The organism is Actinomadura sp. NEAU-AAG7 (genome assembly GCF_018603865.1).
GTDB classification, from domain to species: Bacteria; Actinomycetota; Actinomycetes; order Streptosporangiales; family Streptosporangiaceae; genus Spirillospora; species Spirillospora litoris.
The window spans coordinates 1,921,198-1,934,377 of the sequence record NZ_JAHFZY010000001.1; the positions used below are offsets into that span (position 1 = coordinate 1,921,198).

Sequence of the window (13,180 nt, forward strand, 5' to 3'; positions counted from 1 at the left end):
TGGCGGGCGGCGGCCCGAGAACGTGAGGACCCCGCTCCCGGTCCACGCCCGGGGTCCGGAAGAGAGGTGCGGCGTTGGCCAAGCAGGAGAACGCGGTCCCGCTGCTCGACAACGTCCATCGCGTCATCGCCGACCGGGGCTGCGCGGTCCTGTCGCTGGACGTCTTCGACACGATCCTGTGGCGCCGCGTCCCGCGCCCGAAGGACGTGTTCGCGCTGCTCGGCGCCCGGTTGCGCGCCGAGGGGCTGTGCCCGCCCTGGATGGGCGACGCGACGTTCCGGCGGATGCGGATCGGCGCCGAGCAGACCGCCCGGCGCGGCCGGGTCGGCCTCGGCTCCGAGGTCTCGCTGGCCGACATCTGGCGGTTCATGCCGCTCGACACCCCGGGTGCGCCGTTCGGCGACACGCCCCTGGAGCGGTTCGTCGCCGCCGAGGTCGCGCTCGAACGCGAGCTGACCGTCGTCGACCTCGACATCGCCGAGGTCATCCGGGCGGCGCGCAAGCAGGACGTCGAGGTCGTCCTCGTGTCCGACACCTACTTCACCGAGGACCAGCTCTCCCACCTGCTCGACCGGCCCGAGCTGGGGCCGATGGAGGACGTGCGGGTCTTCCGCTCCAACCAGCACGGCACCGCCAAGTCGACCGGCCTGTGGGAGATCGTGCTGCGCGACCTCGGCCGGGCGCCCGAGCAGATCGTGCACATCGGCGACCACCCGGTCGCCGACGACGAGGTCCCGGCGGGCCTCGGCGTCCGGACCGTGCACTACCGCAGGCTCGACGACCCCTACCGGGACGTGCTGCGCCGCGAGCGCGAGCCCGTCGACCCGCACGGCGACCACGCCCCCGACCTGGACGAGCGGCACGGCGACTTCGGGCTGACGAGCCTGCGCGCCAAGGCCGTCCACTCCGGCGTCCCGTACTCGACCTCGGCGCTGGACGTCGCGTGGCGGTTCGGCGCGGGCGTCCTCGGCCCGGTGCTGACCGGGTTCGCGGAGTGGGCCGCGCGGCGCGCGCACGACACCGGCACCCGCGTGCTGTGGTGCACGATGCGCGAAGGCGAGCTTCTCTCCCAGCTCATCAACGACGCGGCGCGGGCCCGCGGCCTGGACGTCGAGGCCAGGCCGGTGTGGCTGTCGCGGTTCGTGACCTCGCTCGCCGGGCTCGACGCGCACGACACCGAGGCCGTGCACGCCTTCATCCGCACCGGCTACCGGCTGACCGTCCGGCAGGCGCTGTCGGTGCTGGAGCTCCAGCCCGGCGACGTGCCCGGCCTCGCCACCGAGCTGGACACCGTCATCGACAACGGCGACGTCGCCGACCGGGTCGCCCGCGCGCTGACCGAGACGCCGCACCTGTGCAACCGGCTCGCGGTGACGGTCACCGCCGCGCGCGAGCGGCTGATCCGCGCGCTGCGCGAGGCGGGCGCGCTCGACGGGCCCGACCTGACGCTGGTCGACCTCGGCTGGGGCGGCACGATCCAGCGCCACCTGGCCCGTGCGCTCGACATCGCCCGGATCGACATCGCGCCCGCCGGGCTCTACCTCGCCACCGACGCCCGCGCCGAGCGGGTGTACCTGGCCGGGCTGCGCGCCGAGGGCTACCTCGCGCAGGCCGGGCACCCCGCGGACGTCGCCGCGACCGTGACCCGCAGCCCCGAGATCGTCGAGCAGTGCGTCAACGCGCTGTGCGGGTCGCTGATCGGCTTCACCGAGGACGCCGCGCCGATCCTCGGCGTCGCGGCGGACTCGCCGTCGCAGAACGCCGAGCGCCGCACCGTCCAGGACGGCGTGCTCGCCTTCCAGCGGCTCTGGAACCGGTACGTCACCGCCGCCGCGAACGCGGGCGAGGGCCCGTGGCCCGACCTCGCCGAGCCGGAGGCCGCGCGGAACCGGCTGGCGCGGATCCTCGTCGCGGCGCTGGAGTCGCCGACCGCCGACGAGGCCGCCGTGTTCGGCAACTGGGTGCACGAGGACAACTTCGGCTCCGCGACCGTCACCACGCTGCTGCCCCGCGACCTCAAGCCCGCGATCCCGTACCTGTCCCCGGGCGACCTCCACGACCTGGACATGCGCGACTCGTTCTGGCCCGCGCTGATCTCCGCGTCCGACACCGGGCTCGGCGCGATGGCGCGGGCCGTCGCCGAGGGCGCGATCGACCGGGAGGCGTTCGACCCGGCGGGCGAGCCCCACGACAGCAGGCTCCGCTACCGGACGGCCGACGACCGGTGGCACGAGCCGATCCGGCGGCGCGTCCGGATCAACCACAACGGGCTGTCGTTCGCCCGGTTCCGCTTCGAGCACCACGACACCGTCGACATCTCGATCGCGATCCCGGGGCGCCCGGCGATCGTCCGGGTCGACTGGATCGAGGCGGAGGTCATCGCGGGCGGCCGCCGCCACGGCGAGGTGCTGCGCTGGGACAGACCCGAGGACTTCGTCGGCCTGCACTACGCCGACTGCCGCTACCTCGGCGGCAACCTGATGGAGTTCGACACCTCCTACGCGGCGGTGTGGCTTCCGCTGGCCCGCCGCGCCGGGACGCGGGTCGTCTCCTCCGCGCAGGTCACGGTGGCGTTCGCGATGCTGCCGCAGTCGATGACGGGCATGGCGCCGCGGATGCCGGTGGACCGGCGGGCCGAGCGGTCGGCGCGCGCCGCCCGGCTCACCGAGCGGCTGCGCGAGGAGTACCGCGCGGCGGGGGTCAAGGGCGTCGCGGCGGGCGCCGGACGAGTGGCCAGGAGGAAGCTCGGCGATGGCACATGACGGCTGGACCCCGCCCGTGACCGGGACGCGGGACGACCCGCACGCGCAGGCCCGCGCGGCCCGGGGGCTGCCCCTGCTCGTCCACTCGATGTCGGTGTTCCGGGAGCTGTTCGAGGCGATCGCGCGGTGCCGGAGGATCGGCACGGTGGTCGAGGTGGGCGTGGAGTCCGGGCAGGTCAGCTCCCTGTACGCCGACCTCGGCGCCGACGTCCACTGCGTCGAGCCCAGCCCCGACGCGCAGATGCGCGCCGTCGTCGCGGCCGACCCCCGGCTGCACCTCGTCGAGGAGGCGTCCCCGGGGGCGCTGGCCGGTCTGCCCGCCGCCGACCTCTACGTGCTGGACGGCGACCACAACTACGCGGTCGTCCGCGCCGAGCTGGCCTGGATCATGGAGCACGCCCCCGACGCGGTCGTCGTCCTGCACGACGTGCTGTGGCCCTGCGGGCGCCGCGACACCTACTACCAGCCGTCCCCGCTGCCGCCCGGCGACCTCCACCCCGACACCCCGGACGGCCCGACCGTCTGGCACGACGACCCCACCCCCGCCGGGTTCGTCGGCGGCGGAGCGTACACGGTCGCGCGGCACGCGGGCGGCGAGCGCAACGGCGTCCTCACCGCCGTCGAGGACGCCGTGCGGGAGGCGGACGGCTGGCGGTTCGAGGTCGTCCCGGCCGTGTTCGGCTTCGGCGTGCTCGTCCGGGACGGCGCGCCCGGCGCGGCGGAGGTCGTCGAGGCGCTGCGGCCCTACACCTCCTCGGGCCTGCTCGCGACCCTGGAGAACAACCGGATCGCGCTGTACACGCGCGTCCTCCAGTTGCAGTACGAGGCGAAGGCGCGGATCGCGGACGCGAACCGGCTCACGGAGACGATCACCGCGCAGCGGCAGGAGATCGAGCGCCTGCGCGCCGGGGACCGCGACCCGGCCGGGCCCGACGGCGAACCGGCGGGCGGGCCCGCGGCGGGCGGCTTCGTCGAGAGCGTCGCCATGCACGACGAGCGGTGGGGCGGCTTCCTCGCCCCCGACGGCGACCTCGCCGCCGCCGCTGACCCGCACGACCTGCTCGGCATCCCGATCCTCGGCGGCCACCGCGCCGACCTCGGCGCCTTCGCCGGGCGCAACGCCGTGTTCGACCGCATCGCCGCCCGCGCCGCGGGCGTGGACCTCGCCTACGAGGACCAGTGCAGCGCCCAGCACTACTTCGACGTGTTCGGCTGCGTCGAGCGCGAGCACCGCTCGGTCACCCGGCTCGTGGACGTCGGCGTGTTCATGGGCGGGTCCGCGGCCGTCCTCGCGGGCTGCGTCGAGCCGATGGGCCTGGAGCTCGACCTCGTCGACGTCAACCCGGGCTTCCTCCAGTTCGCCTACGAGCGGGTGCGGCGCGTCTTCCCCGGCGCGATGCCGCGCGTCCGCATGTTCCTCGGCGACCTGCCCACCTACGTGCGGAACGTCCTGCTCGCCGAGGAGGGGACCCGCGCGCTCGTCCACCACGACGGCGCCCACGACTTCGACCAGGTCGTCAAGGACCTCAGCGCGCTGTACTTCGCCCGCGACCGGGTGCACGGCGTCGTGGTCCAGAACACCCACCTGCGCGGCGCCATCGAGCACTGCAACTTCGTGGACGCCGCCGTCCACGCGATGTTCGGCGTGGACGTGAAGTACCACCCGCTCGGCGCCCGCTATCCCGCCGACGCCCCGGTGACGCACCCGAACCGGTGGAACGGCAACTACTTCCTCGCCGATACGCCGGAGGGCATGTACGTCCCCTTCGACGGGGCGGACTGGAAGTACCCCCATCCGACGATGGAGCTGGACGCGTTCATGCCGGTGAAGGCGCCCCGGGCGGGCTGACCTCCCCGGCGGGGCCCTCGCACCGGTCCATGCCAGTTCGCGGTGGCCGGATCCGGCCACCCTCCGGACCGGGCGCGCCCGATGTTTCCCGCAGGTTGACGTGGTGACCGAATTGCAGGCGCAAGTCGGTCATCATGGGTCCTGTTCCTCGAACGACACGCGGAAACCCGGCAATCTCTTTACTGTGTGTGGTGTAAGAAACCAACCCGACCACCCCCAGGCGTTCCTCCTCATCCCGCAACTCCCAGGGGTCTCTCGACGTGACTGACATGGCGAGCGGGTCCGCGACGGCGCGGCTCACCCAAGGCGACCGCGTCCACGTGGGCTGGCGCTATGCGCAGGCGCACCCGGACCCCGGGCCGCCGCCCGGCCTGCCCGAGCGCACCCGGCCCGGTCCGGCGCCCTCGACCGCCCGGCGCCCGGCCGAGCACATGGCCGCCCGCCCGCTGCGGACGGCCGCCGGCGGCGCGATCGCCGGGGCCGCGCTGTTCCTCGCCTGCGGGATCGCGGGCTTCCTGCCCTGGCCCTTCGCCGGGGTCGCGCTGCTGGCCTGCGCGGTCGTCCTCGGGATCACCGGCGGCCCGCTCTGGCGGGACGAGCGGGCCGTCCGCGAGCGCCTGGCCGCCGAACGGGAACGTGACGAACGCGAGCGCGCCGCCCGCGACCGCGAGCGCGCCGAGGCCGAGCGCGCCTACGGCGAGGCCAGGACGGAGTGGGAGCGCCGCCACGCCGCCTACGAGAGCCAGCGCGAGTGGTACCCCGTCGCCGTCCCGCCCGGCGTCGACCGGGTCGACGTCGTCGGCGGCACGCTCGCGGGCTGGTCCGCCGCCGTCACCACGATGGGCGCCGCGCGGCTGGCCGTCGGCGCCCGGCTCACCGTCATCGACCTGTCCGAGGGCGCGGTCGCGCACGACCTGCTGCGGCTCGCCGCCGACCGGGGCGACGACCCGCTCGTCTGGGTGCTGCCCGCCGACCTGCCCCGGCTGGACGTGACGCGCGGCCTGCGCCCCGAGGCGCTCGCCGACGTCCTGTCGCTGGTGGTCTCGGCGGGGGAGGAGCAGGACGGCACCCGCGACCTCTCCTTCGACAACTCCATCCTGGAGCGGCTCATCGAGGTGCTCGGCCCCGGCGCGGGCATCCCGCGCATCACCGCCGCGCTGCGCGTCCTCGCCCAGGTCGGCGACCCCCGCGACGACCTGCGCCGGGGCCTGCTCACCGACGAGCAGCTGCACCGCATCGCCACCCTGTTCGGCCGCGACGCCACCGACCGCATCGTGATCCGCCGCGCCTGGGCCCTGGAGGCGCAGCTCCGCAAGCTGGAGCGGCTCGCGACCGAGCGGGTGGCGCTGCCGCCGTCCCGGCTGCACGTCGTGTCCATGGACCGCCGCGCCGGGGTGCTCACCAACCGGATCCTCGGCACCTACGTCACGACCGCGCTGACGCACCGCGTCCGCGAGGCGCCGCCCGGCGGGCGCTGGGACCACACGCTGTTCCTGTGCGGGGCCGAGAAGCTGCGCGGCGACGTCCTGGACCGGCTCATCGACGCCTGCGAGGCCACCGGCACCGGGCTCGTCCTGATGTACCGTTCCATCCCGGCGCACGTCCGCGAGCGGCTCGGGCGGCGCGGCCACGCCGCCGTCGGGTTCATGCGGCTCGGCAACCCCGAGGACGCCCGCGTCGCCGCCGAGCACATCGGCGCCGACCAGCCGCTGCTCGTCGCCGAGATCACCGACTCCGCCGGGGAGACCCTGTTCGACTTCGCGGGCGAGAGCTACGCCAGCACCGTCGCCTACGCGCGGCCGAGCGGCGACGGCCTCACCGACCCCGCCTGGTCGCCGCTGCCCGCCCCGGCCGCCGACGACACCGCGCTCGTCGAGGGCATCAGCTCCGCCACCGCCTGGGGCCGCACGGTCTCGCCGCGCCGTGCCGACGAACGGCGCGCCGCCAAGCAGCGCTTCCGCGAGCTGCTCGCCGAGCCCCTGCAACTCCAGGAGCTGCCGCCGACCGCGATGGTGTTCACCCACGCCGGCGCCACCGGCCGCCGCATCATGCTGGTGGACGCCAACCCCGGCATCATCACGCTCCCCACCGCGCACTCGATGGAGTTCGAGGAGTACGTCCGCGAGGTGCGCGCCCAGGCCCAGGCGCCGCCCGCGCCGGAGCTCCCCGGCGCCGAGCCGCCCGCCGGGAGGCCCGCCGTCCCGCCCGAGCCGGAGGCGGCGGAGCAGGAGCCCGCCGCGCCGTCCCGGCCCGCCTCGGGGCCGCGGCCGCGGCACGCGCTCCCCCGGGGCGCGAACGGGCGCGGGCCCCGGATCGTCCCGCCCCTCAAACGGGCCGGCCGCCACAAGGCCGATCCGCCGTCCTGACCGCCCGCGTCTGGCGCGTCGGCGGAGGGAGCGCAAGGATGCTGGGGTGATGTCAGGCATGCCGCCCAGGCGGCCCGGGGGGACGCCGGGCGTACCTGGAACGCCGGGGACGCCCGGGACACCGCCTCCCGGAATGTGGGGCGCCGAACCCCGCTCGTCCGCCGTGCGCGATCCGGGCGCCGGGCGGGCGGCGGCGCCGGAGCCGTTCGCGCTCCCCGGCCCCTGGTACCGCATCCAGGCGATCCCCGCGCCGGAGCGGCACGCCTCCGCCGAGTCGGACTTCGTCAGCGTGCTCCCCGCCGCGCTGTCGGCGGCGCGGCGCGGCAGCCCGTTCGTGGTCGGCTGGCTGTCGGCGGGCGGCGGCGCGCCGCTGGAGCTGATCACCAACGCGGGCCCGATCGGCGCCGTCCCGGTCGAGGGCGGCGAGGCGCGCGGGCTGCTGTTCCCGAGCGGCGCCCGCGGCGTCCCGGTCGGCGACGGCTGGCTGCGGCAGGCCGAGCGGATGGCCTGGACGCGCTGCCCCGGACGCCTCGCCCCGCAGGCGGGCGCCGCCCCGGCCGCCGCGCCGCTCGGCCCCGGCCTGTTCGAGTCGACGCTCGTCACGCTGATGGAGCGGCCGTTCGGCTGGTTCCTGGTCGCCGACCCGTGCGACGAGCGGCTGATCGACACCGAGATGCGCGAGCTGCACCACGAGCTGCGGATGCTCCGCCGGGGCGAGGACGAGCAGGCCAGGCTCGCCGTCGCCCGCGCCGACCGGCGGCTCGCCGAGCTGGACGCGTTCCGCGAGGCCGGGCTCTGGCAGGTGCGGGTCGTCGCGGGCGCCGCCGACCAGAACGAGCTGGGCCAGATCGCGCCCGTGCTCGTCGGGTCGATGGAGCTCGGCCACCACCCCTACCGGCTCAGGTCCGGGCACGGCAGCGGGCCGTTCAGCGAGACGCTGCGCCCCGCCGCCGAGCCCGCCGCCCCGGCGCGCGCGATGGCCGAGTCCGAGCAGCGGTTCCCGTTCGTCGCGACCGCCGGGGCGCTCGCCGCGCTCGCGGGCCTGCCGCGCCGCGAGGTGCCGGGGCTGCGCGTCCTGGACGCCGGGTACTTCGACGTCACCTCCGAGACCGACGGGCACGCGGCGCCGCCGACCGAGCCCGCCGCGCGGATCGAGCTGGGCGCCATCCTGGACGGCCAGGACCGGCACGTCGGCCGGTTCACCGTCCCGAGGTCCACGATCAACCGGCACGTGTTCGTCACGGGCGCGACCGGCGCGGGCAAGTCGCAGACCGTCCGGCACCTGCTGGAGCAGCTCACCCGCGCGGGCATCCCGTGGCTCGCGATCGAGCCCGCCAAGTCGGAGTACGCGGCGATGGCCGGGCGCATCGAGGACCTCGGCGGGCAGGTCACGGTCGTCAACCCCTCCGACCCGGCGGCGGTGCCGCTGTCGGTCAACCCGCTCGCGCCCGAGCCCGGCTACCCGGTGCAGGCGCACATCGACATGGTCCGCGCGCTGTTCCAGGCCGCCTTCGACGCCGAGGAGCCGTTCCCGCAGATCATGGCGCAGGCCCTCCAGCGCGTCTACGAGACCAACGGCTGGGACGTGGTGACCGGCGCGGGCGTCCCCGGGTCGCTGATCGAGCCCGCCGTCCCGACGCTGGAGCAGCTCCAGAACGCCGCGCTCCAGGTCATCTCCGACGTCGGGTACGGGCGGGAGCTGATGGCCGACGTCCAGGGCTTCGTGGACGTGCGGCTCCGCTCCCTGCGCATCGGCTCGGCCGGGCGCTTCTTCGAGGGCGGCCACCCCGCCGACATCGGCGGCATGCTCCGCGACAACATCGTCCTCGCCATCGAGGACGTCGCCAACGACGAGGACAAGGCGTTCCTCATGGGCACGCTCATCATCCGCATCGTCGAGCACCTGCGGATGCGCGAGCGGCGCCGCGACCGGGCGGGCTCGGCCGGGCCCGCGCTCCGGCACGTCATCGTGATCGAGGAGGCGCACCGGCTGCTGCGCAACCGCGGCCCCGAGCGCACCAGCTCGCACGCCGTGGAGCTGTTCGCCGGGATGCTCGCCGAGATCCGCGCCTACGGCGAGGGCATCATCGTCGCCGAGCAGATCCCGACCAAGCTCGTCCCCGACGTCATCAAGAACACGGCGCTGAAGGTCGTGCACCGGCTGCCCGCCCACGACGACCGGCACCAGGTCGGCGCCGCGATGAACCTCGACGAGGACCAGTCCCGCGAGGTCGTGTCGCTGCGCCCCGGCGTCGCCGCCGTGTTCGCCGACGGCATGGACCGGCCGCTGCGCGTCCGCGTCCCGCTCGGGGAGGGGCGCGAGGCCGAGCTGCCGGGGCCGCCGCCCCCGGTCGACGGCCGCCGCTCGGCCGCCTGCGGCTGCGAGTGCCGCTCCGGGCGGGCCTGCACGCTCTACGAGCTGCGGGAGGCCGACCTCGTCGCAGGCCACCCCGACCGGGGCTGGCTGCGGCTGTGGGCCGACACGCTCGTGCTCGCGCACGTGGTGAACCGGCCGCTGCCCGCCGTCCCGCCCGACCTGCTGCGCGGCTGGTCGCGGCTGCGGCCGAGGCTGCGCGAGTGCGCGCTCGCGACCGTCCTGGAGCAGGCCGTGTCCCGCCGCTCCCGCGCGCTCCGCACCGCCTACCCGCCGGCGGACCTGACCGGCCGGGTCGCGGACGTGGCGCAGCGCGTCCTCGGCGGCGGCGCCACCGGCAGCGCGCCGGGCCCGGCGTTCGTCATCCCGCAGGTGCGGTGGCTGCACGAGCTCGACCGCCTGTTCCCGCACGACCGGCCCGTCCCCGACAAGCACGCGCCCGCGCCGCCGCTGGACTACCAGCTCCCCGGCCTCAAGCAGCCCCCGGACGCCCGGCTCGGCCACCGGCTGCGGGCGCTGCGCCGCCACCCGCTGTCGATGGAGCTGGCGCGCAACCGCCCGCTCGCCCTCACCGCCCTGTACGGCGACGACGACCACGCGGGCTTCTTCCGCGACCTGCCGGTCGTCGCGCTCGGCGTCGACGAGGACGAGCAGGTCGGGTACGTCGCCGCGACGATGCGCGTCGATTCCTGGCTGGAGCCCGTGCTGTGCTGGGCGGACCGCTTCATCGACCCCTTCGAGGACCCGGCGGCGGCGCTCCCGTTCCTCAGCGAGTGAGGCGCCGGGCCGGTCAGATCACCGACTCGCTGCGCGGGTCGAGGCCGACCTTCTCGGCGTTGGGCGTCCACAGCCGGATGAACTCGGTCTTGGCGTCGCTGGCCTGCTGGTTGATGCCCGCGACCTCGTCGTCGGACGGGCAGCCGGGCGCCGCGTCGAGGTAGCGCTGGTTGGACTCGACCGACGCCTCCAGCGCGCGGACCAGCGCCTCCTTCATCGCCTCGCCCTCCAGGAGCGCGCCCACCTCCAGCGCCTTCGCCTTGCCGAGCTGCTCCTGCCGCTGGTCGCGGATGCGCTCCAGGCCCGCCGTGCCGCAGCCCGCCGCCACCACCGAGCCGAGGTCGGTGCGCGTGCCGGACATCTCCTTCAGCAGCCCGTCCACCTCCGCGGCCTCCGCGTCGAGGTCGCCCTCGGCGGCCGGGGGGCTGGTCGTCGCGTCGGGGGTGCCCGGGGTCTCGGGGGTGACGCCGGGGCTCTGCTGCGAGCCCGCGTTGGCCGCCGGGGGCGAGGACGAGCCGTCCGGCCACAGGACGATCGCGAGCGCGATCCCCGCCAGCAGCACGACGCCCGCCGCGATCAGCAGGTACGGCGCCTTGCTCCTCCTGGGCGGCGGCGGGGGCCGCCAGATCTGCGGCTCCGCCCACGGCTCGGGCGACGCCCAGGGCTCGGGCGACAGCGGGATCGACGTCTCCCCGGACGGCGGCATGTGCAACGTGTGGTCGGGCGGCCCGGACGTGCCCGGGGGACCCGGCGCGCCGGGGGGACCGGCCGGACCCTGCGGCCACGGGGCGGGCCCCTGCGCCTGCTCGCCCCAGAGCGGCGACGCCCACGGCGGCGCCATCGGCTCGTTCTCCCGCGGGGGGACGCCGCCCCACTCTCCCGGGGCCTGCTCGTCGTCCCTCGCGGTCGCATCATGCGCGAACGGGTTGCGCCGGCGCGGCTCGAACAGGTTGCCGTGCGGCGCCGGATCGCCCGGTACCGGGTCGCCCGCCGCCGGATCGCCCGGCGGGGGGCCGCCGGGCGGAGGCCCGCCGGGCGGGGGTCCGCCGGTGGCGGCGTCGTAGGCCCCGCCGAAGGTCGCCGTCTCGTCGTCGCCGGACGCCTCGTCCAGCGGGGCGTTGCACCGGGTGCACCGGGGCAACGCCGCCGTGGTGTCGCTGCCACAGCCCGGACACCGCATACCGACCCCTTAGCCGTCAGGTTCGCCGGTGGCCAAGATAACGCGCCGTCCCCGAGCGTGGACGCCCCGGCGCCAGTCGCAACGCGGTCGTGATCGGCGGATCAGACCCGCTGCCAGCTCCGCTGCGGCTGCCCGGTGGCCTTCGCCACCGGGTTCCAGGCGATGACGAACTGCCGCTTGGCGCGGGTGGCGCGGCGTTCCCCGGCGGCGCGGCCGGGGACGTGCGCCGCGTCCGGGCGCGGCTTGCCCTTGCACTTGGCCTGGTTCCGCTGCGCCCACTGGAGCAGCACCTGGTCGACCTGGAGGGAGGCCAGCAGCGCCTGGTTCAGCGACCCGCGCAGCCGCTCGCCGTTCCTCAGCTTGTCGAGCTTGAGGTTCTTGGTGCGCCGGAGCTGGTTCTGGCGGCGCTGCGCGACGGTCTGGAACCCCTGGATCGCCTGCGGCAGCTCCTTGCAGGTGCCGGCCCGGCCGAGCGCCCCCGCGAGGACGCGGCGGGTGTCGACGCTGGCGTCCAGCACCGCGTTCATCGCGGCCGCCTGCTCCCGCGCCGCGCTCGGGATCTTGTTGGTCTGCGCGACCTTGCTGTTGGCGGGCGTCGGCGTGCCGCCCGCCGAGGGCGCCTTGTCATCGCCCGAGGGCCACATGACGAACGCGACGGCCCCGACCGCGACCGTCACCAGCGCGGAGACCACGACGATGAGCGGCTTGCTCGTCCCGCCCCCGGACCGCGTCGGGCCCTGGCCCGGGTAGCCCGCGTACGGGGGCTCGCCCGGCCCCATCGGCGGCGCCCCCATCGGCGGCGGCCCCATGGGCGCGCCCATCTGGGCGCCCATGGGCGCCGCGCCGGGGTTGAAGTCGAGGCGCGTCCCGTCGCCGAGGCCCGGCCCGCCGGGGTGGCCCATCGGGGCGATCTGGGTGGCGCCGTTCGCGTCCATCATCGTCGGGTGCGGCTGGACGGGCGGCTGCGCGCCCCATCCCTGGTCGGCGGGCGCGGGCTGCGGCGCGTACACCTGCGTCGCGTCCGCCTCCACCGGCTGGGGCTTGCGCGGCTGCGCGAACCACGACTCCGGGACGATCGACTGCGGCCCGGACGGCTCGGGTTCGGGCGCGTGCAGCTCGGCCCACGTGGGCACCGGCGCCGGCGCCGGTGCCGGTGCGGGTGCGGGCGCGACGGTGTCGTAGGCGCCGCTGTCGGCGTCGGGGTCGAACGCCCACGGCGAGGTCGACTCGGAGTCGACGGCCTCCGGCGCCCCGGGGCCCTGCTGCGCGGGCGGCGCGGGCGGCTGGAGGGGCGGGGCCGCCGGCGGGGTCTCCGGCGCCCACGCCGGTGGCGGCGCCTGCGTCGGTGCTTGCGTCGGCGCCTGCGTCGGGGGCGGCACCATCAACGTCTTGTCGCCCAGCGCGCCGGCGGTCGGCGCCGCCAGCGGAGCGGCCGGGCCGACCGAGTACACGTCGATCGGCGCCTCGCAGTTCGAACACTTGCCGAGCGTCCCGGGCGTGTTGGAACCGCACGTCGGACACTGCATCGCTCAGACCTCGCCTTGTCGCCGCTTCGTCCACGCTTGCGATCCCGGTCCGCCCTCGCGGCGGACAGCTTCCCCGCAAACCGCAGGGCTCCCGACAAAAGTAGTGGGTGACGTCGATCCAGGACGCGTGGATGGGAATCTGGCTCACCGCAGTCGGGGTCGCACCGAATCACGACACCTCGCCGAAGGTCAAGATTGCCGGGAGTGGTTTACACGATCCGCTGTGATGCTCATCGCATTGCCGGGTGCCGCGCGGTCTTCCATCCACCTTCCGGCCCACTTCCATCCCCTTCCCGTCCCCTTCCCGTCCACGGCGCGTCAAAGGCGGTCCACGGAGCGTCGGGCG

Annotated in this window: 6 protein-coding genes; 4 read left to right on the plus strand and 2 right to left on the minus strand. The window is 75.8% G+C overall.

Going from position 1 to position 13,180, the window contains the following annotated elements:
• Positions 1–74 precede the first annotated feature (74 nt).
• The 4 genes from KLI87_RS08765 (at position 75) to KLI87_RS08780 (ending at position 10,128) form a co-directional block, all read left to right on the plus strand.
• Positions 75–2,762, plus strand: a complete 2,688-nt coding sequence (locus KLI87_RS08765) for a hypothetical protein (RefSeq protein WP_214616470.1) — start codon at positions 75–77, stop codon at positions 2,760–2,762.
• Positions 2,752–4,611 (plus strand): class I SAM-dependent methyltransferase, encoded by a 1,860-nt coding sequence (locus KLI87_RS08770; protein ID WP_214616471.1) that lies wholly within the window; start codon positions 2,752–2,754, stop codon positions 4,609–4,611. The genes KLI87_RS08765 and KLI87_RS08770 overlap by 11 nt, the downstream gene beginning before the upstream one ends.
• A 269-nt stretch (positions 4,612–4,880) precedes the next feature.
• Entirely contained in the window at positions 4,881–6,977 is a 2,097-nt protein-coding gene (locus KLI87_RS08775; RefSeq protein ID WP_214616472.1) for a hypothetical protein, read from the plus strand.
• 163 nt (positions 6,978–7,140) lie between these two features.
• Positions 7,141–10,128, plus strand: coding sequence for an ATP-binding protein (locus tag KLI87_RS08780; RefSeq protein ID WP_308165907.1), 2,988 nt, complete (start codon positions 7,141–7,143; stop codon positions 10,126–10,128).
• Between the two features lie 13 nt (positions 10,129–10,141).
• Here KLI87_RS08780 and KLI87_RS08785 read toward each other — a convergent pair whose 3' ends face one another.
• Both KLI87_RS08785 and KLI87_RS08790 read right to left on the minus strand, forming a co-directional pair.
• On the minus strand, positions 10,142–11,269 hold the full coding sequence (locus tag KLI87_RS08785; protein WP_214616474.1) for a hypothetical protein: 1,128 nt from the start codon (positions 11,267–11,269) through the stop codon (positions 10,142–10,144).
• Between the two features lie 140 nt (positions 11,270–11,409).
• Positions 11,410–12,834: a hypothetical protein gene (locus KLI87_RS08790; RefSeq protein WP_214616475.1), complete on the minus strand. Its 1,425-nt coding sequence runs from the start codon at positions 12,832–12,834 to the stop codon at positions 11,410–11,412.
• Between the last annotated feature and the right edge of the window lie 346 nt (positions 12,835–13,180).